General features: G+C 65.4%; 25 protein-coding genes. 14 read left to right on the top strand and 11 right to left on the bottom strand.

Annotated features, from left to right (window positions below; translation table 11 throughout):
- Positions 1-4: 4 nt before the first annotated feature.
- The gene (locus QTI33_RS22260) at positions 5-340 is read right to left on the bottom strand and encodes a hypothetical protein (RefSeq protein ID WP_286508467.1); all 336 of its coding nucleotides are present in this window, start codon (positions 338-340) and stop codon (positions 5-7) included.
- Between the two features lie 145 nt (positions 341-485).
- Between QTI33_RS22260 and QTI33_RS22265 the strand changes: the two genes are divergently transcribed.
- The 5 genes from QTI33_RS22265 to QTI33_RS22285 all read left to right on the top strand — a co-directional run bounded on the left by QTI33_RS22265 (position 486) and on the right by QTI33_RS22285 (position 4,247).
- Entirely contained in the window at positions 486-1,052 is a 567-nt protein-coding gene (locus QTI33_RS22265) for a dihydrofolate reductase family protein (RefSeq protein ID WP_286508468.1), read from the top strand.
- A gap of 8 nt (positions 1,053-1,060) precedes the next feature.
- Positions 1,061-1,366 (top strand): NIPSNAP family protein, encoded by a 306-nt coding sequence (locus QTI33_RS22270; RefSeq protein ID WP_286508469.1) that lies wholly within the window; start codon positions 1,061-1,063, stop codon positions 1,364-1,366.
- A 192-nt stretch (positions 1,367-1,558) separates the two neighbouring features.
- A complete protein-coding gene (locus QTI33_RS22275; protein WP_286508470.1) occupies positions 1,559-3,316 on the top strand; it encodes an alkaline phosphatase D family protein in 1,758 nt (585 codons plus the stop codon).
- A gap of 21 nt (positions 3,317-3,337) precedes the next feature.
- Positions 3,338-3,856: a hypothetical protein gene (locus QTI33_RS22280; RefSeq protein WP_286508471.1), complete on the top strand. Its 519-nt coding sequence runs from the start codon at positions 3,338-3,340 to the stop codon at positions 3,854-3,856.
- 46 nt (positions 3,857-3,902) lie between these two features.
- On the top strand, positions 3,903-4,247 hold the full coding sequence (locus QTI33_RS22285) for a hypothetical protein (RefSeq protein ID WP_286508473.1): 345 nt from the start codon (positions 3,903-3,905) through the stop codon (positions 4,245-4,247).
- A 118-nt stretch (positions 4,248-4,365) separates the two neighbouring features.
- Here QTI33_RS22285 and QTI33_RS22290 read toward each other — a convergent pair whose 3' ends face one another.
- Positions 4,366-4,578: an excalibur calcium-binding domain-containing protein gene (locus tag QTI33_RS22290; RefSeq protein WP_286508475.1), complete on the bottom strand. Its 213-nt coding sequence runs from the start codon at positions 4,576-4,578 to the stop codon at positions 4,366-4,368.
- A 276-nt stretch (positions 4,579-4,854) separates the two neighbouring features.
- Here QTI33_RS22290 and QTI33_RS22295 point away from each other — a divergent pair, with 276 nt between their 5' ends.
- Both QTI33_RS22295 and QTI33_RS22300 read left to right on the top strand, forming a co-directional pair.
- On the top strand, positions 4,855-6,537 hold the full coding sequence (locus tag QTI33_RS22295) for a phospholipase D-like domain-containing protein (protein WP_286508476.1): 1,683 nt from the start codon (positions 4,855-4,857) through the stop codon (positions 6,535-6,537).
- A 134-nt stretch (positions 6,538-6,671) separates the two neighbouring features.
- Positions 6,672-7,097 carry a hypothetical protein gene (locus QTI33_RS22300; protein WP_286508478.1) on the top strand — a complete coding sequence of 142 codons (426 nt, stop codon included), beginning with the start codon at positions 6,672-6,674 and terminating at the stop codon, positions 7,095-7,097.
- Positions 7,098-7,171: 74 nt separating this feature from the next.
- Here QTI33_RS22300 and QTI33_RS22305 read toward each other — a convergent pair whose 3' ends face one another.
- The 3 genes from QTI33_RS22305 to QTI33_RS22315 form a co-directional block, all read right to left on the bottom strand.
- A complete protein-coding gene (locus QTI33_RS22305; protein ID WP_286508480.1) occupies positions 7,172-9,013 on the bottom strand; it encodes a 3'-5' exonuclease in 1,842 nt (613 codons plus the stop codon).
- 166 nt (positions 9,014-9,179) lie between these two features.
- The gene (locus QTI33_RS22310; RefSeq protein WP_286508482.1) at positions 9,180-9,341 is read right to left on the bottom strand and encodes a hypothetical protein; all 162 of its coding nucleotides are present in this window, start codon (positions 9,339-9,341) and stop codon (positions 9,180-9,182) included.
- A 3-nt stretch (positions 9,342-9,344) separates the two neighbouring features.
- A complete protein-coding gene (locus QTI33_RS22315; RefSeq protein ID WP_286508484.1) occupies positions 9,345-9,557 on the bottom strand; it encodes a hypothetical protein in 213 nt (70 codons plus the stop codon).
- A 542-nt stretch (positions 9,558-10,099) separates the two neighbouring features.
- Between QTI33_RS22315 and QTI33_RS22320 the strand changes: the two genes are divergently transcribed.
- From QTI33_RS22320 to QTI33_RS22335, 4 genes are all read left to right on the top strand, one after another.
- Positions 10,100-10,252 (top strand): hypothetical protein, encoded by a 153-nt coding sequence (locus tag QTI33_RS22320; RefSeq protein WP_286508486.1) that lies wholly within the window; start codon positions 10,100-10,102, stop codon positions 10,250-10,252.
- Between the two features lie 326 nt (positions 10,253-10,578).
- The gene (locus QTI33_RS22325; RefSeq protein WP_286508488.1) at positions 10,579-11,061 is read left to right on the top strand and encodes an Hcp family type VI secretion system effector; all 483 of its coding nucleotides are present in this window, start codon (positions 10,579-10,581) and stop codon (positions 11,059-11,061) included.
- Between the two features lie 12 nt (positions 11,062-11,073).
- Positions 11,074-11,682 (top strand): peptidoglycan recognition protein family protein, encoded by a 609-nt coding sequence (locus QTI33_RS22330; protein WP_286508490.1) that lies wholly within the window; start codon positions 11,074-11,076, stop codon positions 11,680-11,682.
- Positions 11,676-12,116 carry a hypothetical protein gene (locus tag QTI33_RS22335; protein WP_286508492.1) on the top strand — a complete coding sequence of 147 codons (441 nt, stop codon included), beginning with the start codon at positions 11,676-11,678 and terminating at the stop codon, positions 12,114-12,116. The genes QTI33_RS22330 and QTI33_RS22335 overlap by 7 nt, the downstream gene beginning before the upstream one ends.
- A gap of 167 nt (positions 12,117-12,283) precedes the next feature.
- On the opposite strand, the gene QTI33_RS22340 is transcribed toward QTI33_RS22335, so the two are convergent.
- The 5 genes from QTI33_RS22340 to QTI33_RS22360 form a co-directional block, all read right to left on the bottom strand.
- Positions 12,284-12,640 carry a hypothetical protein gene (locus QTI33_RS22340; RefSeq protein ID WP_286508495.1) on the bottom strand — a complete coding sequence of 119 codons (357 nt, stop codon included), beginning with the start codon at positions 12,638-12,640 and terminating at the stop codon, positions 12,284-12,286.
- Between the two features lie 351 nt (positions 12,641-12,991).
- Positions 12,992-14,053: a serine hydrolase domain-containing protein gene (locus tag QTI33_RS22345; protein ID WP_286508497.1), complete on the bottom strand. Its 1,062-nt coding sequence runs from the start codon at positions 14,051-14,053 to the stop codon at positions 12,992-12,994.
- Between the two features lie 26 nt (positions 14,054-14,079).
- Positions 14,080-16,350: a xanthine dehydrogenase family protein molybdopterin-binding subunit gene (locus tag QTI33_RS22350; protein ID WP_286508499.1), complete on the bottom strand. Its 2,271-nt coding sequence runs from the start codon at positions 16,348-16,350 to the stop codon at positions 14,080-14,082.
- A gap of 17 nt (positions 16,351-16,367) precedes the next feature.
- Positions 16,368-16,841, bottom strand: a complete 474-nt coding sequence (locus QTI33_RS22355; RefSeq protein ID WP_286508501.1) for a (2Fe-2S)-binding protein — start codon at positions 16,839-16,841, stop codon at positions 16,368-16,370.
- A 76-nt stretch (positions 16,842-16,917) separates the two neighbouring features.
- Positions 16,918-17,490, bottom strand: coding sequence for a TetR/AcrR family transcriptional regulator (locus QTI33_RS22360; RefSeq protein WP_286508502.1), 573 nt, complete (start codon positions 17,488-17,490; stop codon positions 16,918-16,920).
- Positions 17,491-17,621: 131 nt separating this feature from the next.
- Between QTI33_RS22360 and QTI33_RS22365 the strand changes: the two genes are divergently transcribed.
- Positions 17,622-18,026 (top strand): SRPBCC family protein, encoded by a 405-nt coding sequence (locus tag QTI33_RS22365; RefSeq protein WP_286508503.1) that lies wholly within the window; start codon positions 17,622-17,624, stop codon positions 18,024-18,026.
- 97 nt (positions 18,027-18,123) lie between these two features.
- Here QTI33_RS22365 and QTI33_RS22370 read toward each other — a convergent pair whose 3' ends face one another.
- Entirely contained in the window at positions 18,124-18,570 is a 447-nt protein-coding gene (locus QTI33_RS22370) for an SRPBCC family protein (protein ID WP_286508504.1), read from the bottom strand.
- Positions 18,571-18,800: 230 nt separating this feature from the next.
- On the opposite strand from QTI33_RS22370, the gene QTI33_RS22375 reads away from it, so the two are divergent.
- Both QTI33_RS22375 and QTI33_RS22380 read left to right on the top strand, forming a co-directional pair.
- Entirely contained in the window at positions 18,801-19,565 is a 765-nt protein-coding gene (locus QTI33_RS22375) for an SDR family oxidoreductase (RefSeq protein ID WP_286508505.1), read from the top strand.
- A gap of 77 nt (positions 19,566-19,642) precedes the next feature.
- Positions 19,643-20,548: a LysR family transcriptional regulator gene (locus tag QTI33_RS22380; protein ID WP_286508506.1), complete on the top strand. Its 906-nt coding sequence runs from the start codon at positions 19,643-19,645 to the stop codon at positions 20,546-20,548.
- The last annotated feature ends 4 nt before the right edge of the window (positions 20,549-20,552 follow it).

Consider the following 20,552-nt stretch of genomic DNA (forward strand, 5'->3'; position numbering starts at 1 on the left):
CGGCCTACTTCTGCGCGCCGACCGGAGCCGCGCCCTGCACCTGGCCTTCGACCGCGGCGGCGGCGCTGCCCGATCCGCCCACGGCGGATGCGCTCATCCCGGCAGCTGCGCCGGACTTGCCTCGCGCGGCCGCCTCGGCCGCTTCGGTCCGCACGCGGGGATCCGGCCCGGCGGTCTGCTTCGGAACCGGCTTGACGTTGACATCGACGCCGGCGTCGGCAGCGATGCCCACGCCCAGGTTCGGCGTCACGACCGGTTGCGCATGCGCGACCCCGCCTGCTGACAGGGCGCCCGCCAGCAAGGTGCCGAGAAGAATCGGGTGGTGTGGTTGCAACTTCATCGCTGACTGTCCCTTTCGAATGGTTGGGTTTCTGGCTGGACGAACCGTAGGGACCCGGGGGATGGCGCCTTGTGCGCCACATCCACCGCCGCGCGTGGGAACCGGCCGTCGGCGGCCCGCGTTTCCGGACCTATCATGTCGACGCATGAAGACCCAGTACTACACCGCCTGCAGCCTGGACGGCTTCATCGCGACGGACGACCATTCGCTGGAATGGCTGTTCCCGCTCGGTGACATCAACGACACCAGCTACCCCGCCTTCATCCAGGGGGTCGGTGCCCTCGCGATGGGATCGTCGACCTACGAATGGATGCTGCGCCACGTCGTCGCGGCGGGCGCCGCATGGCCCTACAGCCAAACCGCCTGGGTGTTCAGCAGCCGCACGCTGCCCGGCGTGCCCTCTGCGGCCATCCACTTCGTGCAAGGCGATGTGCGGCCGGTGCACGATGCCATGACGCGGGCGGCCGGGGGCCAGAACATCTGGCTGGTCGGCGGCGGCGACCTGGTCGGCCAGTTCCATGACGCCGGGCTGCTCGACGAGGTCATCGTCCAGGTCGGCTCCGTGACGCTGGGCTCGGGCAAGCCCCTGCTTCCGCGCCGCATCGTGTCGCCGTCCCTGCAGCTCAAGGCGGCGAAGTTCGTCGGGCCGGGTTTTGCGGAGCTCACCTATTCGGTGCCATCTGCCGCTGCGCCATCCAACCCCACACGCTGAGTTCTCACATGGTCACCTGCTACCTGCGCTACGTCATCGATCCGTTCAAGCTCAAGGAATTCGAGCACTACGGAAAGCTGTGGATTCCCCTGGTCGAGAAGTTCGGCGGCAAGCACCATGGCTATTTCCTGCCATCGGAAGGCGCGAACAACATCGCACTCGCGATGTTCACGTTCCCGAGCCTCGCGGCCTACGAGGAATATCGGGCCTTGTCCACGGCCGACCCGGCGTGCCAGGCGGCGTTCAAGTATGCGGAAGACACACGCTGCATCCACAGCTACGAACGCAGCTTCTTCAGGCCCGTCTTCGACTGAGTCTGCCGCGCCAGCGCCGCGCCCCGCGCGCCCGTGCAACCTGATGTGAACGCTTGTAAGCGATTGCCTCACGCGATCGCTTCGCTGCTTCCTACGGGCAGCGGTGCGATCGCGCACTGAAATGCTTCATCTCCGGCGGGAGCCATGGCGCGGAGGTCGCGACGGGCTCGCCGGGGGCTCAAGGAGCAAGCCATGCCCGATGCCACCGGTCCGCGTGCCCCGGCCAAGGAACCCGCCTCCACACCGACGTCCGGCGAGGCTTCGCGCCGGGGCTTCATTCGCAACGCGATCCTCTACGCCATGTTCGCCGGCAGCGGCGTCAGCATGTATGGCTGCGGTGGCGGCGGCGGCGGCGGCGGCGGCTTTGTCCCAGGCGGTGCCGGTGCGGGAGGCACGCCGCCCGAGACGACGCCGACCTTTGCCCATGGCGTCGGCAGCGGGGACCCGCTGTCCGATCGCGTCATCCTCTGGACCCGCGTCACGGTCGCCAGCCCCGGAGCGCTCAACCTCAGCTGGGAAGTCGCGAGCGATGCCAGCTTCGGCGCCATCGTCGCCCGCGGCACGGTCGGCACCGGGCCCGAGCAGGACTACACCGTCAACGTGGACGCGACCGGACTGCAGGCCGCGAGCGTCTACTTCTACCGCTTCATGCTCGGTGCCGAGCTCTCCCCGGTGGGGCGCACCCGGACCTTGCCGGTGGGCGGCGTGGCCCGGCTGCGGCTCGGCGTCGTCTCGTGCTCGAACTTTCCGTCGGGCTATTTCAATGTCTGTGCCGATCTCGCCAAGCGCACCGACATCGATGTCGTGCTGCACCTGGGCGACTACATCTACGAGTACGGCCCGCTCGGCTATGCATCGCAGCTGGCGATCGCGATCGACCGCGAGTCGGCGCCGTCGCACGAGATCCTGTCGCTCGAAGACTATCGGCAGCGCCATCGCCAGAACCGCTCCGACCCGGACCTGATCGCGCTGCATGCGAAGCTGCCCGTGATCGCCGTCTGGGACGACCACGACGTGGCGGACAACGCATGGTCCGGCGGGGCGAAAACCCACGACCCGGCCAGCGAGGGGAGCTTCGCGGCCCGGCGCGCCGCGGCGACGCAGGCATTCCGCGAATGGCTTCCCGTGCGCATGCCGGACCCGGCCGATCTGCAGAAGATCTATCGCTCGTTCGACTTCGGCACGCTCGCGTCGCTGCACATGCTCGACACGCGGCTCTTCGGCCGCGACGAACAGGTGAGCCTGGACACCTATCTTGCGGGCGGTGCCTCCGCGCCGACGCGCCAGCTGCTCGGCGCCGACCAGGCCGCCTGGCTGTCGACGCGCATGGCCGCCTCCGCCGCGACCTGGCAGTTGCTGGGCTCGCAGGTCCTGATGGCCCGCATGGAGATCCCGCTGAGCGTGGCGAGCGCCTTCAACGCGCAGACCCTGGGCGACTTCCTGCTGGCGCAATCGACCCCCGAGCCGCTGCGCAGCGACGAGCAACGCGCGCTGCTGGCGCAGCGGCGCGTGCCCTACAACCTGGATGCATGGGACGGCTACCCGGCCGCGCGCGAGAGCGTGCTGGCCGCCGCGCGTTCGGCGGGCAAGAACCTGGTCTCGCTCGCCGGCGACACGCACAACGCGTGGGCGAGCAACCTGACCGACGCCAGCGGCCAGCGCGTGGGCGTGGAGTTCGCGACCGCCTCCATCTCGTCGCCGGGCTTCGAGCGCGTGCTGCCCATCATCAGCAGCACGGTGCTGTCCGATGCCTTTCCGAAGATGGTGAACGACCTGCGCTATGCGGAGACGAGCAAGCGCGGCTATCTCGTCGTCACGCTGACGCCGGCCGACGCCCGCGCCGATTTCGTGGAAATCAGCACCGTGCTGAGCCATGACTACAGCGCCCGGGTCGCGATGAGCCTCCATGCCCTGCCCGGCGCCGGCGGCCTCGACGTGCTGCCGGCTTAGCACGAAGAAAGGGGATTCCTGATGGAACGCATTGTCTGGCTTGGCTCGTGGCTGGTCTTCGGCATGTTGGCCGCCCAGGAGATCGGCCTGCGCGACACGGCGTCCGACAGCGAGCCGGCCCTGGCGGTGTTCTACGGGGTGGTGGCCGTGCTGGCGCTCTGGATGATGGTCCGAAGCGCGGTGCGCGCGAGGCGCCCGGGTCGCCTTCTTCTGCCATTGGCACTGAGCCTGGCCGGCCCGGCCGCCTTCGCCTGGCTGCTGCGCCACAGAAAGCCCGCGCCGGAATGGATCGACGCGCTCTTCGGTGCGTCCGGCTTTCTCGCCGTCTCCGCCTGCGTCATCCTGGTCTGCATCGTCGTCGCCTGGCGCCGGCGCGAGGCGGATCGCGATCGGCGCCACAGGGACATGCGGGCGTCGGCGCGACGGCGCATGCTGGAGCGGCCGTCGACGGGGCCGCTGCAGGAGCTCGCCGCCGAGCTCGAATATCCGCCCGCCGTGGATGACGCGGATCTGCTGCCTGCGCGGGTGGTCAAACGCTGAGGTGGATGGCCCGCAGACGCGGCGGCAGCGGGTAACCTCCATCGCGATGAGCCCGCAAGAATCCCGCCCCGCCTCGGTCTGGAACCGCTTCTGGTCACCGAAGAGCTTTCTCGCGCCGTTTCCGCCTGGTGCCTCCGACGAAGAGGCCGAAGCCATCGCACAACGCAACGATCTCTGGCTCAAGACCTACATGGACCTGTACATCCTCCGCTGGGGCGCCCTGTGGGCGGCCTCGGTGGTGGTGGCGCTGCTGCTGCTGGAAGCGGGGGGCCTGTTGTTCGCGCTCGCCCTGGCGGTGAACCTCGCGGCGCTGGTGGGGCTGGCCGCGATGATTGCGACCTATCGGCGAGCGGCGGGGGCTGTGCTGGGGCGGAGTCGGAAACTCAAGTAGAGCGCAGGCTCATGGCAGGCCGCCCTTGAGCAAGCGCCAGCAGGTCTCCGAATCAAGTCAGCGCAGCGACGCATCGGGCCCGGAGGGCCTGCCGGTCGATCGCGGGTAGGCCGCCAGCCTACTTCGCCAGGAAACTGGTACACCACTGCTGCTCGCAGGGAACACCGTCGTGATTCCCGTCCATTCGAGTGCCGGGACAGTTCTTCAGGAAGAACTTGGCCTCGCTGCAAGATGTCATCTGCGAGCAAAGCTTGCGGCCGCCGTCTCGCGGCGCGATGAAGCCGTAGCCACGCTCGTCGTTCCAGGTTCTGAGTTTTCCGGTGAATGCCATGTTCGACGAGGCGTCGTTGTTGAAGGTGCCAGCGCCGCGAAACTATACCGACGGCTTTCGACTCGCTGCTCGACCGCGTGCTCATTTGCATGAACTTGAGGCCGCCAAGATCACGCGGATGGTCAATCCGAAACCAGGTCAGTGATTGCACCTCCCCAAAACTGTGGAGGCGCGATGGTCCAGTCGTCAGGGAGACTGAAGTCCGCGCCAGCACCTCGACGCCTTGGCGCAAACACGAGGGACCCTGCCGTCCGAGGGCAGTTGCTGGAGGAGATCATGCGCAAAGCAGCATCCGGGCTCGTCAATGTCCGCGCCATCAGCGGCACGCACGTCGTCTTTCTCGCCTTCGACATGCGCGAGCAAGATGCACGGCGACTCATGGGTTTCGCCATCCAACGGACAGACTTGATCGAAGACGAGACCATCTGGCTGCGCGGCAACAAGACGTTTGCCAGCATTCGTCCTCCTACTGGGTTCGAAGACGCGAGCAGCCGGCAGCATCCCTTCCAGGTCTTCCAATGGGCAGACTACACCGCAAAGCCCGGCTACAGGTACAAGTACCGCGTCATCCCCACGTTCGGTCGCCCCGGGAGCCTGGAAGAGCAGCAAGCGACAGATGTGACGATCGAAACGGAGCCATTGAGTGCAGGCAAGCATGACCTCCACTTCAACCGTGGCGCCATCGCTTCACAGGCTTTCGTGCAGCGCTTTCCCGGGCAAACACTGGACGAGGCCGGCGCACCCGCATACACCTGGCTTGCGCGTGACCTGGTGCCAGCGCTGATCGAATTCATCGCTTTGGCGAAAGACGAAAGCTACAGCCTGCACGCGGCCCTCTACGAGCTCAGCCTCCCGGACGGTCAGCCCTGGACCGATGTGTTGTCAGCGATCAAAGGGGCCAGCGCCTCCGGCGCAGAGGTCAAGCTCATCTACCACGCCGGCAGCGACGTGACCGGAACAAAGAACGGCAAGGTCCTCAAGAAGGTCAAGTTCAAGAGCGGCATCGCCATCGCACGCAAGAAGGCCAAGCTGATGCACAACAAGTTCATCGTGCTGAGCCGCAACGGCAAACCGGTTGCCGTCTGGACCGGCTCCACGAACATCAGCCGCAATGCCCTGTACGGGCAATTGAACTTTGGCCACGTCGTCCGGGACAAGGCCGTGGCCGCTCGCTATCTTGCATACTGGCAGAAGCTGCACGAAGACCCTGACCCCGAAGAGCTCAAGGACTGGACCGAAGCTGAAAATGCGCTCCCTCCGATCGACGATGGCGACGAGATTCTGCCCATCTTCTCGCCTCACCGCGGCGAGGGCGTATTCAAGTGGTGGATCGAGCTCGCATCGGCTGGCCGTCCCCTGTTCATGACGTTTCCGTTTGGAATCGTCAAGGATTTCCGGCCGGCCTTCGATGTGAGTGACGGGGTGCTTCGGTTTGCGCTGCTCGACAAGTACGTCAATGGCGGCAACAAAGCGTCCCGAGCTGCGGCGATCGAAGACATCGAACGAATTCGCCGTCATCCGAACATCGGCATGGCGCTCGGGAATCACATCCATGTCGATTGGATCGACGGCTGGCGGAAGGAGAGCGATCCCATCGGAGTGAATGTCAACTGGATTCACACCAAGTTCATGCTGATCGATCCGTTGGGAGACAAGCCGGTCACCCTCGCCGGCTCCGCAAATTTCAGCGCTGCCAGCGTGAACGAGAACGACGAGAACATGTTGTTGATCCGGGGAGACACGCGGGTCGCCGACATCTTCTTCGGTGAGTTCATGCGGGTCTTCGCGCACCATCGCTTTCGTGAATCCGTGAAGCGGCACCTCGCAGAGGTAGGAAGCGCGGCACGCAACACCTGGAAGCCGCAAGACCTGTTCGAATCGCCCCGAGAATGGGTTCCCACGCATTTCAAGAAGGGTTCCGAGAAGGACATCAAGCGCCGCTACTTCATTGGGGGGTAGCTCGTTTCGCGATCAATGAATCGAACGAGGCTCGCGCCTTTCACTCCCCAAAAACGCCGCGCCCGGCCCTACCCGGCGCTGACAACAACCCGCCCAGGCACGGCTGTGGGCCATTTCCATAGAGGAGGAAGTCGATGTCCGCAAACCAGACCGCGAACTGGAATGCCTTCGACCTCTGGCGCCAGTGGTTGCAACAGCCGCCCGGTGCCTTCGTCCAGCCCATCCTGCCCGGCTGGTCGCTGAACATCAACAGCAACAACTCCACCGCGCCCGAGACCGAAGTCGACATCGTTGCCAAGCACAGCTACGGTCGCCAGATCGGCCGCATCTCGGATGCGCTTCGCGCACTGATCCTCGATGCGCATCCCAAGCCGCCCGAGACCGGGCCTCTAGGGGAATTCATGACGATGTGGGACGAGATCGAGAAAGTGAAGGTCGATGGGGCGGCGGAGCGGCTCGGGCGGATTGCGTCCGACCTGGCGTTGCTGAAGGACAAGGATCGCGATGGGTACCTGAAACTGCGGGATGCTTTGGGGCGCGCGTTGAAGCAGACGGATTGAGCGGCTTTGGCGCTGCGGGCGGGTAGCTCGTTTTCGGCTCGCTGCTCGACCGCGAGGTGGGCGTACCTGGCCGACTACTGCCTCACCGCATTCGCCACAATCAGCCGCGAAGTCGCCCGCGTCGCCCCCACATAGAACAGTCGCATCTCCTCCAGCGGATCCCCCTCCTCCGCCGCGCTGCCACGCCCACCCGCCATGGCCTGCCGCGCCCCCATCACCGCCACCACCGGAAACTCCAGCCCCTTGCTCGCATGCAGGGTCATCACCTTGATGGTGTCGGCCAACGGGTCGAAGTCGCGCGCGCCCTTGCGCACCTTGTGCGGCAGGCGGCGGCGGTTCAGTGCCTTCGCGCATTCGTCCATCAGGGCCCAGCTGCGGCACAGCACCGCCATGTCGCCCCAGGCATGGCCTTCGTTGTGGGCGCTGGCCATCAGCTCGGCGATACGCTCGGCCTGCTCGCGCGGGGTCGGCAGGTCGATGACGATCGGCTCGGAGCCGTCGCGGCCGCAGCTCACGGGGTGCAGCAGCGGGATGCCGTCGTCGTCCTTCTCCTGCGGGCGCAGCAGATCGGTCGCCATCACGCTGGCGGCCTGCAGGATCTGGCGGGTGTTGCGGTAGTTGATCTTCAGGATGGTGGTTCGGCCCTGCGCCTGCACGCCCACGCTCTTGAAGCTGAAGGGCTTACCGCCGCGCCGCTTGTCGTAGATGCTCTGCGCATCGTCGTACAGCAGCAGCAGGCTGTTGGTGTGGGGGTCGACCATCTGCGTGACCAGCTTGAGCCATTCGGGCGCGAAGTCGTGGCCCTCGTCGACCAGCACCGCCAGGTACTGGCCCGAAGGGATCATGCGGCGATCGACGCCGTCGATGACGTTCTGCACCATCTGCTCCATGAACGGGCCCACGGGCAAGCCGTTGGGCGGCAGCGGCTGGCCGAAGGCCACCAGCTGGTCGCGGCACCACTTGTGGAAGTGCCGCACATGCACACGGCCGGCCAACTGCCTGGCCTGCATCACGGCCTGCAGCTTGACCGCCAGCGGCTCGTTGTAGCAAAGCACGAGCACCGGCTTGGCCGCGTCGGCGCCGGCAGCGGCCTTGGCCAGGTACTCCGCGCGGTAGCCCAGGATCATGGTCTTGCCGGAGCCGGCCACGCCGTGGATCACGCGGTGGCCGTCGCCGAGGCTGCGCGCCAGCTGCTCCTGCTGCAGGTCCATCACGCGCAGGAAGTCGGGGATGGTGGCGGCTTCGTCCGCATCGTCGAACGGCGATGCCGCGAAGAGCGTACCCTGCTCGGCCACGCGCACTTCGGGGAACAGGTTCCAGCGCACGCGGTCGATCTGGGGCAGCGAGAGCGTGCCGCTCATGAGCCGCGGAAACATCTCCCACAACCGGCGCTGGAAGGGCTCGGGCTCGCATTCCTCCAGCATTTCGTCGGAGCAGATCACGCGGTTCGGCTCGATCGCATTGCCGAGGCCGGCCGCATCGAACTGCTTGCGCGTGATGCGCGTGAAGACCACGCCGTAGCTCCACGGGAAGGTGAGCATGCCTTGCCACTTGCCCTCGTGAACGATCAGCTGCGCGTCGCGCTTGAGGGCATCGACCACCTGCAGCGTCTGGTGGCGGGCCTGCTCGATGGGGTTGGGCACGCTCTTGGGGACGCCGTCGGGCGCGATCACCCAGTCGCCCCGGCTGGCCTTCCGGATGGTGTCGAGGCGCCAGTCCTTGGTCTCCAGGATCAAGAGGCCTCGGCGCGGGTGCAGCACGACGAAGTCGGGATGGCACTGCCTGGGGCCGATGGGCACGTCGTACCAGAGCAGGTAGTCGTCGTCGAGCTTCTGCTGCAGGCGCTCGGCGAGGCGGCGCTCGCCGGAGGTCATGCGGGCGACGCAAGTGCTGAGTACGGGGAGGAGGACGGCCATGGGTTTTGAAGGCGATGAGCTGGGCATCATGGCGTTGTCGAGTCCTGGCCGGACGCGACGTCGCGATCAATCAAGCAGGAACTGTGCAATATGTCCGAGCCTGAGCGTGGGGCCAAAGCTGATCTCTGGTCCAACCGTTGCGCCAAGCGAAGCGATCTTTCCTGCCTCAGTCGGGCGCCTGGGCGACGTTGGGGTTGTGGACGGTGGCACCACCATCGAGCGGCGAGCACTGGGCTTGCACAGTGCTCTTGCTGCATTTCGGCTCGCGCACCTGCGCCCACAAGGGGGCGCAGGCCAGAACCAACACGATCACGGCCAGGCGTTTCATGGCTCAGTATTGGCGCGGACGCGTGCCGTACACGCCGGTGTACGGGTTCACATTGCCCTGGGTGCCGTAGTTGTCGTTGACCGTACCGTTCGGGCTCGACTGGTAGTGCGGCTGCACGTAGGTGCCGTTGCTCGTGGTGTAGCCGCGGTGGTAGACCTGCGCAGAGGCAGCGAACGATGCAGCGATGAGGGCCGCGGCGATGATGATTTTCTTCATTTCAGATTCCTGTTGGTGGTCCGAGCCCGGACTTCGGGACGGGGGGAGAGCTTCCCGCGATGCACGCTGCGACGGGCATCAGGTGAGGCTCGATTGGGCGACTGGCGAACGCACCTTGAAAGCTGGGTCGGAATCGCTGAAACGGAGTCTCCGTTGCCGAATGGAGAGGTCGCCCCTCCCTTTCGGAGGGGGAGGTGCATCGCCGGCGATTGAACCTGCGATCGTGTGACAAAGTTCCGGTCCGCACTCCTTCCGCTCTCACCTCGCGACGCCCGGAACCCAACGGCCCCTGCAGCACTTGAAGCCTCCGAACTGACGAACTGCACTCAGCGTTCGGGCCTGCCAAGACGCGTCTGGTCTGGTGAAAGGAGGCATCCCAGGCGCAGGTGCTCCACGGCGCCCGAGACCGAGACCGAGGCCGACATCGTTGCCAAGCACAGCTACGGTTGCCAGATCGGCCGCGTCTCGGATGCTCTTCGCGTACTGATCCTCGATGCGCACCCAAGCCGCCTGAGACCGGGCCGCTGGGGGAATTCATGACGATGCGGGACGAGATCGAGAACGTGAAGCTCGACGGCGCGGCGGAACGACTCGGGCGGATCGCGTCCGACCTGGCGTTGCTGAAAGACAAGGACCACGTCGCATACCTGCAGCTGCACGATGCCTTGCGGCGGGCGTTGAAGCAAACGGATTGAAGGCCTCCTGCGCAGGGCCGCCGGCTGCTCTTTCTGAAGGCTCATCACGCACGGAAGCCGGGGATGGTGGTGGCTTCATCCGCATCGTCGAAGACGAGGCGTTCCTGCAAATCTTGAGGGCCTCAAATTCAGGCCAGCCCTACTCCCCTGAATGAGGGCACGCGCTCAATTTTTCCAAGATGCGGGCGGCGATGCGAGACAGATCTGGTTCTGTCGAAAGAGTGTTCCGGAAATGCAGACCTCAATGCCTGGTTGCGTCTGCCATGCGATACCGTGCAGCGGGTCAGGCGCACGTCGCTTGCCTGACATTCAGGGAACGAAAATACATGTCGCAAGATATTTTTCTGAAAGTGAACGGCATTGCCGGTGAATCACAAGATGCCACCCATAAGGATGAAATTGAAGTCCTGGATTGGGAGTGGGAGATCACACAGCAATCCACCATGCACGCTGGCAGCGGTGGCGGCGCAGGCAAGGCCACCGTCAGCGACCTCACCTTTGACCACTACGTGGATCGAGCGAGCCCCAACCTGCTCAAGTATTGCCTGACGGGCAAGCACATCGAAACGGCCATCCTTGTCGTGAGAAAGGCCGGGGGCTCACCGCTGGAGTACCTCACGATCACGTTGGGCAATGTGATCGTCACCAAGGTTGCGCCCGCGCTCACCGCCACCATGTCGCGCCCGCGAGAAGCAGTCAGCCTCGCCTTTGCCCGCGTGAAGCAGGAATACGTCATGCAGAACCAGCAGGGCGGTTCCGGGGGCACGGTATCAGCCGGCTACGACATTCAACAGAATCACGAACTGTGAAAGGAGACAAGAATGCTTTACATCACTAGAGCGGGCCACGTCGACGCAGAGAAAATCAAGGTGAAAATCTTCCCAAGCATCGAGCGCAGAAAGATGGACAAAGTCAACGGAATAATAGTCCATCAAACCGACGGATCAACTGCCGACTCTGCCTTTAATAGCTACAAGGGTGCCGGCGCAAATGGCGCACATTTTTTAATTGATAAAGATGGATCGATCTACCAAACGGCCTCACTCTACAAGACCACGAATCACGCAGGAATGGCCCGATCGCGCTGCCTCAATACTCAGAAATGCACGCCTGCCGAACTCAAGACAATGAGCGGACTGGAGAAAGCATGGAAGCCGCAGGCCATTTCGGACAGGGAGTACAAAAAGCAATGGCCAGATCGCTATCCTTTAAATATGGATTCAATTGGAATAGAAATTGTCGGGATTTCTCAAAAGACTCCCGAACAAAAGGAAAAGGTTTACGAGCCCGTCAACGATCAACAGAACGCTTCATTGAAGTGGCTGGTGCGCGAGCTTTCGGAGACATTGAATGTCTCCATGAGCGAAATATATCGCCATCCCGAGCTAGCAAGAAAGAACGCCACGGAAGCAAGTACCGCCAAATGGTAAAAAAACATAGGGCACCGACCATTAAAGCAGCGTTTGCTCTTTTTGCCCTGATGGTCATGGGGCATAGCCACGCAAGGACCGTGAAGAGCATCGAAATTGACGCAGTCGGATTGAACCTCGATTCCGTACAGAACGAAAATGCGGCAAGGGCCTGCAAGAAATTTAGGCCCACGAAGAATCAAGCAATAAGATTCTTCAACAGGGCCTATCCGGTTGAATCCTACGTTCTAACGACCGATCGCTTCAGCTCCTGCTACGCGGAAGGTTCACTGAAATTCAGCGATGGCTCGTTTGGAAAATGGATTTTATATTCCAGCGGCACTGCGCTTTTCACCTTCAACAGGGGCGACGTTGTGAATCTCTATTACAAGCACAACAATTGGCACGATCCATATGCTTGCACCTATGGACTGAGCGATAAAGGTGAGTGTTGACCAAAATCGGAAAGGCATCACGCGCAGAAGTTGGGGATGGTGGCGGTTTCATCCGCAACGTCAAAAGAGGAGACGGGGCGATGAGCGTGCCCTGGTCGGCACGCGCACTTCGAGCAACAGGTTCCAGCGCACACGGCCGCATGAAGGGCCCAAGCCCTCCCCACACGTCAGTGCATCACCTTGCGCGCCGCGTGAATCGCCTTCTCCACCGTCTGGATGCGCCGCCCCATTTCTGCATTGACCAGTTCCACCAAGGCCGTCAACTCACGAGGCTCGACAAGCAGCCCCTCGGCGTTCCGCGTGTTGAGCGACGCCAGGAAACTCTGTACGCAGTCGTAGGCGCAATGCGCCCAGCGCAAGTTGTAGAACGCGCCCTCGACGCGCAACGCCGCCGCGATGACGGCCTCTTTCTTGGCGTGCTTCTTTGTTTCGGCGCTTCTTGCCGGGTCGTCGCCCGCGGCCGTGCGCTTGGTGGTTTTTGACCTGGCGGATTTGGTCGCCGTGGTGCGAACGGTCTTGGCCATTTTTTGGGCCTCCCTGGAGATTGCAGCTTGCTGAAACTGCCGCACCCGCTTCCGAACGAAGGCGGCAGCTCGAACAGGTTGGAAGACCGGGCAATCTCTGGCAAGAAACCGGCAGGACTTTCGTCCTCCCGTTCGAGCCGCCAAAAATGAAGGCACGAACGAAGAAGCCGCATGCCGTAGAGGCAAATGCGGCTTCAGCCGAGAGATTGAATTTCGGGCTTCCAAACCCGATCACGCCGTTGCCGACGCGACTCGCACAGTATGCCAGCGCCTCTCGTATCTGGCGCACGACCGGGTACCGCCGCGATCCGAACCATCCCCCGGAATCGTCTGCGTCCACCTTTCGCTCCATCAATTCGCCGGCATCGCCCTCACCAGCAGCCGCCAAAGTTGCTCGTCAAAGTCCCGATCCGACGCGACCAGCCCCGTGCGCACGACGACCAGCTTGCGGCTCGGCACGACGAACAGCCTGCGATCCAGCGCGCCTATCGCCGCGACCATGTCCGCCGGAGCGGCCGCGACCAAGGGACCGGGCCGGCGACGCGGATCGGCGCCGGCGCCCACAGTTTCAACGCCGCCATTGAGCCACCACAGGCGCCCATAAGAAGGATTCGTCTTCGTCGGCACGAACAGCGCGTCGAGTCGCGCCTTCGAGATCACACGCACGCCCGCGTCCGTCACTCCTCCATTCAACACGACCTGCCCCATGCGGGCGATATCCCCCGGCGTCGTGACCAGGCCGGTTGGGTTGCCGACGTCGGCCATCAGCGCCGGGCGCTTGCGCCAGGCCGTGTCATGCATGGCGGCGGGGCGCGCAAGCCAGGCTTGCGTGATCTCATCGAGCGGTAGCTTCGCAGCCGCTTCGAGCACCGGCTTCATCACCGCATAGCCTGGCGTGTTGTAGAAGAACTTCGTGTCCGGCGCCGCGTCGAAGCTCAGGTCTTCCTTCAACCCCGAATTCATCTCCATCAGGTTGCGCACGGCAATCGCGGCCTCCTGCTGCGGCGTCGCCTTCGACCACCCGGCGCCGATGTACGACGACACGGGCCGCGACACATCCAGCAGGCCCTTGTCGACCGCGATGCCGGCGAGGATCGCGACGAAGCTCTTCTGCTGCGAGGCGACGTCCTCCAGCGTTGCGCCGTCCGCCGCCGTGCCGTGCACGAAGGCGGCGCGGAATCCCCTCGCATCCGCGGCCGGCGGCCAGAGTTTCTCGGCGATGAGCTTGTCGTCCTGGAAGATGACCAGGCCGGTCGACTTCTGGCGGGCGACATAGTCGATCAGCGCGTCCAGCGCCGCGGCGTTCCAGCCCGCGCCGACGGGGTCGACGCGGGCCGGCTCGGCGCGTGTCGACCCGGCCGGCAGGGCGATGGCGCAGAGCGTGGCCAGCGCCACCGCGCAGAGGCTTGCCATCGATCTGCGCACGGGCCCGCTCGTCTTCAAGCCAGCTTGAAAGGCAGCGCCCGCACCGCCTTGCCCGTGATCGCCGCCACTGCATTCGCAAACGCCGGCGCCAGCGGCGGCAACCCCGGCTCGCCCATCCCCGTAGGCGCATCCGCACTCGGCACCGTGAACACCGCAATCTGCGGCATGTCCGTCATCCGCGGCACCACGAAGTCGCCGAAGTTGCTCTGCTGCACCACGCCGTCCTTCAAGGTGATCGCGGCACCCGGCAGGCACATCGACAGCGCCATCACCGCACCGCCCTGCACCTGCGCCTCCACGCTTTTCGGATTGACCACCAGGTTGCAGTGCACGCCCGCCGTCACGTTGTGCAGCGTGGGCGTGCCGTCCTTCACCGAAGCCTCGACCACATAGGCGACCACCGAGTCGAAAGACTCGTGCACCGCCACGCCCCAGGCGCGGCCGGCTTCGAGCTTCTTCTTGCCGTAGCCGGACTTGTCGACCGCCAGCTGCAGCGCCGCCTTGTGGCGCGGGTGCTTGTCGCCGATGAGCTTCATGCGGTAGGCGACCGGGTCCTGCTTGGTGGTGCGCGCGATCTCGTCGAGCAGCGTCTCCATGACGAAGGCGGTGTGGGTCGAACCCACGCTGCGCCACCACAGCACCGGCACGTTGAGTTTGGGGTGGTGCACCGTGAGCCGCATCGGCAGCGCGTAGGGCTCTTTCATGCCCTCGACCGCGGTGGCGTCGATGCCGTCCTTGACCATCATCGGCTCGAACATGCTGCCCATCAGCAGCGACTGCCCGACGATGACGTGGTCCCAGCCCGTGACATTGCCCTGCGCGTCGAAGCCGATCTTGGCGGTGTGCAGGTGCATCGGGCGGTAGTAGCCGCCCTTGATGTCGTCCTCGCGGCTCCACAAGGTGCGGATCGGCGCCTTGATGCCCGCCGCCTGCGCAGCCTTGACCACGCCGCAGGCCTCGACCACGAAGTCGCTGGTCAAGAGGCCGCGCCGGCCGAAGCCGCCGCCCGCCATCTGCACGTTGACCTTGACGTTCTCGGGCGGCACGCCCAGCACCTTGGCGGCTGCCAGGCCGTCGATGCCGGGCATCTGCGTGCCGGTCCAGACGACCGCCTTGCCGCCGACCAGGTGGACGGTGCAGTTGAGCGGCTCCATCGGCGCATGCGCGAGGTAGGGGAAGACGAACTCGGCATCGATCTTGTGCGGCGCGCTGGCGATCTTCGAGACGTCGGCGTCGTACTTGCGCGCGCCGGGCTTGGTGGCGAGTTCGCGGTACTGCACCAGCTGCTTGTCGCTGTCGACCTTCTCGACGGCGCTCGCGTCCCATTCGATCTTGAGCGCATCGCGGCCCTGCTTGGCGGGCCAGTAGCCATCGGCGACCACGGCCACGCCTTCGGCGCCGCGGTCGAGCGGCACGCGCAGCACGGCCTTGACGCCCTTGATCGCCTTCGCGGCGCTGTCGTCCACCGACTTCACCTTGGCGCCGAACACCGGCGGATGGGCCACCACGGCGGTCAGCATGCCGGGCAGCTTGATGTCGATGCCGTAGTTCTGGTGGCCGCTGGACTTGGCCTTGGCATCGAGCCGGCCGGTGGGCTTGCCGATGAGGCGAAAGTCCTTCGGGTCCTTGAGCTTGACCGTCTCGGGCACGGGCTGCTTCATCGCCGATTCGGCCAGCTCGCCGTAGCCGAGCTTCTTGCCGAGGGGGCTGATGACGAAGCCGTCGCGCGTCTGCAGCGAGGCCGGGGCGAGCTTCCACTGGGCCGCCGCCGCGCCGACCAGCATGGCGCGCATGCGGGCACCGAGTTCGCGGTACTGCGTGTACGAGTTCTTGATCGAGCCCGAGCCGCCCGTGATGTGCATGCCGAAGGCGGGGTCGACGTAGGCCGGGTCGTTGCTGCCGTGCACGCTCTTGACCTTCGACCAGTCGGCGTCGAGTTCTTCGGCCAGGATCATCGGCAGGCCGGTCTGCACGCCCTGCCCGAAGTCGAGCCGGTTGATGGTGATGGTGGTGGTGCCGTCGCGGTCGATGTGCACGAAGGCGGCCGGCTGCTGCAGCGGCTTCAGGCCGGCGGGCTTGGCGGGTGCTGCGGCGGCTGCGTTCTTGCTGTCGTCCTGCGCCAGCACGGCCGCCGGGAAGACGCCGAGCGCGAAGCCGCCCGCCGCCGTGAGCTTGAGGAAGCTGCGGCGCGGGAGGCCCTGGGGTTCGGCGTGGTCGTCGTCGCGCGTCGTCACGCGTGCGCGCAGGTTGGCGGGGAGTTCGAAGGTGGCTGGGTCGAAGTTCATGGTGACTCCTTTGTTCTTCAAGCCAGGGCCTTGGCGGCGTCGGCGACCGCGGCGCGGATGCGCGCGTAGGTGCCGCAGCGGCAGATGTTGCCGGCCATCGCCGAATCGATGTCGGCATCGCTGGGCAGCTTGCCGGGCGCGACCGTCTTGAGGAAGGCGGTGGCCGACATGATCTGCCCGCTTTGACAGTAGCCGCACTGCGCCACGTCATGCTTGACCCAGGCGGCGCTCACGGCCTTGCCGACCTTGTCGCTGCCGTCGGTGACGGCTTCGATGGTGGTGATCTTCTGGCCCGCCGCGGCCGAGATCGGCGTCACGCACGAACGGATCGGCTGGCCGTTGAGATGCACCGTGCAGGCGCCGCACAGCGCCGCGCCGCAGCCGAACTTGGTGCCGGTCATGCCCAGCGTGTCGCGCAAGGCCCAGAGGATGGGGGTGGAGGGGTCGGCGTCGACCTGGCGGTCCTTGCCGTTGATGCTGAGGGTGGTCATGGTGGGGTTCTCTTCTTTTGGGTGAACAAAAATTCAGCTAAACAATAGACCTGTGGCTTGGGGAGGTCAAGAGGGTTCAGGCCTTGATGCCGTCCCAGCAGAGGCCGAAGGCCATCGCCAGGTTGGCGTCGGTGCGTTTCAGTGCGCCCGAGCGCAACAGGTTGGCGGTCTCGCGCACCGAGCCGCCGAAGCTGTTGATGAGCAGCACGGTGGGCACGTCTTTCAATATCTGCTGCGACTTGGCGCTCTCGATCAGGTCGATCCAGCCCTTGATGAGCCGGGCCGAGAGATTGCGGCTCTCTTCGCTGAACCAGGGGGAGTTGTAGTACTGCTCGATGAACACGACTTGCGCATAGTGCGTGAGGCGGTGGTCGAGCCAGTTCATCCACATGTGCTGGAAGCGGCTGCGAAACGGCGCCTGGGTGTCGTCGCCCTGCATCAGGCTGGCGGTGGTCGAAGTCTTGGCCTGCTCGTACAGCGCGACCATCAGCTCTTCCTTGGACTTGAAGTAGACGTAGAGCGTGCCCGTGGCCAGGCCCGCCTCGCGCGCGATGGCCGCCATGGTGAGGCCGCTCAGGCCGGTCTGCTCGACCAGCGTGAACGTGGCCTCGGCGATGGCGCGGAGCTTTTCTTCGTCCTTGGGTTTCACGGGGCGATCTTAGGGCTTTCCGACGGTTTGGTGAACAATTATTCGCTCAAAGGGTAACAACGGCCCAGCGCATTGCATCGCCTGCCAAGGCCACAATCCATGCAGAACCGGTCGAAAGGAACAGCATGGCGATGTCGAACGAAGCAGTGGTCGTCAGCCAGGCGGTCGATGTCCCGGCCGACGTCGTCTACGCCTTTGCCCGCCAGATGGACAAGCTGCCGCTCTGGGCGTCCGGCCTGGCCAAGGGCATCGCGCAGCGCGGCGGCGAATGGTTCGCCGACTCGCCGATGGGCGAGGTCAAGGTCGCGATGGCGCCCCCCAATGACTTCGGCGTGCTCGACCACGACGTCACGCTGCCCAACGGCGTCAGCGTCCACAACGCGTTCCGGGTCACGCCCTGCGGCGACGGCAGCCTGCTGAGTTTCGTCGTCCTTCGGCCGGCGGATGCCAGCGCGCAGAGCTTCGAGGCGGACGTCGCCCACGTGCGGCGCGACCTGGCGGCGTTGAAGCAATTGGTCGAGCGGCAGCCCCCATGACCACCCCGATCCGAGCGCAACTGGGCGGTGGAGACGCGCGAGTCCGGGGGCTTCATCGCGCAACCCACCGGCCTGGCGCGGCCGCGAGTCAGGCGCCTCAACCCGGGATGTTCGGCTCGACCAACTGGGCCAGCGCCACCAGCGACTCCTGCCAGCCCAGATAGCACATCTCGACGGGAATCATCTCGGGGATGCCTTCCTGCACGATGGCCACGTCGGTGCCGCAGGACACGGCGGTGAGGGTCACGGTGGTCTTCATGGTGCCCGGCAGGTTGGGGTCGTCGAAGCTCGCGTCGTAGGCGATGCGCTGGCCTGGCACGAGTTCGAGGTACTTGCCGCCGAACGAGTGGCTGTGGCCGCTGCCGAAGGTGGTGAACGACATGCGCCAGGCGCCGCCGACCACGGGCTCCATGCTGTGGACTTCGCCGGTGAAGCCGAAGGGCGGGAGCCAGCGCTCGAAGGCCTTGGGTTCGACGAAGGCGCGGTAGACCCGGTCGGGTGGGGTGCGCAGCACGCGGTGCAGACGGACGGTTTGGGTAGCCATGGTTGCGTTCTCCTGGATGTGCAGAGGATGACCCTCGATGGGTACGTCGAATGAGCCTGCGGCGATTCGACACCAGATACCGAGAAAAAACAGCCCCGGTGCCCGCCGAACACACCCATCGTTCGGTTTTCCCGAAAGCCAAGATCGCCATCCAACGGCTACCCCAAACGATCCCTCAACCCCACACTTCATCCATCGCTTCCATTCACCCCGCAATCAAAGGATCCACCATGAACCGTCTCGAAGGAAAAGTCGCCCTCATCACCGGCGCCAGCGCCGGCATCGGCCATGCGACCGCCAAGCTGTTCGCCGCGGAAGGCGCCCGACTGGTGGTCGGCGCACGCCGCGCGGCCGAACTCGACCAGCTGGTGGCCGAGATCCGCGCCGCCGGCGGCCAAGCCGTCGCGCTGGCCGGCGACGTGCGCTCGGAAGACTACGCCCGCGCCCTGGTCGCGCTGGCCGTGTCGACCTACGGCCGCCTCGACGTCGCCTTCAACAACGCCGGCACCCTGGGCGAAGGCGGCCCCAGCACCGGCATCACCGAAGCCGGCTGGACCGACACCCTGGCCATCAACCTGACCGGCGCCTTCCTCGGTGCCAAGCACCAGGTCGCGCAGATGCTGGAGAACGGAGGCGGGTCGGTGATCTTCACCTCGACCTTCGTCGGCCACAGCTTCGCCTTCCCCGGCGTGGCCGCCTATGCGGCGAGCAAGTCGGGCCTGGTCGGATTGACCCAGGCACTGGCCGCCGAGTACGGCCCGCAAGGCGTGCGCGTCAATGCGATCCTGCCGGGCGCGGTCGACACCGACATGTACCGCACGATGAACGACACCAAGGAGTCGCAGTCCTTCGTCACCCACCTGCACGCGCTCAAGCGCGTGGCGCGGCCCGAGGAGCTGGCGCGTTCGGTGCTGTACCTGGCCTCGGACGACGCTTCCTTCGTCACCGGCACCGCATCGCTGGTCGACGGCGGCGCCTCCATCACCCGCACCTGAGGCGAAGGCGGTCCTTGGCGCCCGGCAGGCAGGAACGACTAAAGTGCTTGCCGTGCGTGACAACAAGGACCCTGGGCATGGTGAAGCTGGATGGCATGGCCACCTTCGTGGCGGTCGCGGAGTCTGGCTCCATCAGCGAAGCCTCGCGGCGACTGAACTTCTCGAAGTCGGTCGTCAGCGAGCGCCTGGCCGACCTTGAGAAAGAGCTCGGCGTCCGGCTGCTGCACCGCTCGACGCGCAAGCTCACGCTCACCGAAGACGGCGCCACCTTCCTGGCGCGGGCCTCGGCCATCATGCGGGAGATCGAGGAGGCCACTGCCGAGCTGGCGCAGCGGCGCGGCACGCTAGTCGGCCCGCTGCGGATTTCCGCGCCGGTCACCTTCGGGCGCATGCACCTGGGTCCGGCGCTCTATCCCTTCATCGCGGCCCACCCGGGCGTCGAGCTGACGCTCGAACTCGACGACCGGCGCGTCGATGCCGCATCGGATGGCTACGACGGCGTGGTCCGCAACGGGCCCCTGACCGATTCACGCCTGGTGGCGTGGACGCTGGCGCGCAGCCGCCGCGCACTGGTCGCCTCGCCGGACTACCTGGCGCAGCACGGCCAGCCCTCGAGCGCCGAGGACCTGCAGCGCCACCGCGGCGTCTTCTATACCAACCGCGGCGCGGCCGACTGGCAGTTCCGCCGCGATGGCGAGCTGGTGTCGGTGCGCGCCTCGCGCGCCCTGCGCGTGAACAACGGCGACATGATGCGCGACGCCTGCGAGGCCGGCCTGGGCATTGCGCTGCTGCCCACCTTCATCGTCGGCGCGTCGCTGCGTGCCGGAAGGCTGCGGGCGCTCGACATCGGCCTGCCTTCGGAGGAGGAATTCCTGTACGTGGCGCATCCCGAAGGTCGCTCGCCCTCGACCAAGCTGCGGGCGATGACGGATGCGCTCAAGGCGGCGTTCGGCGATCCGCCCTATTGGGATTCGGTCGGCTGACGGC

The sequence above is a fragment of the Variovorax davisae genome, assembly GCF_030316845.1.
GTDB lineage: Bacteria > Pseudomonadota > Gammaproteobacteria > Burkholderiales > Burkholderiaceae_C > Variovorax > Variovorax davisae.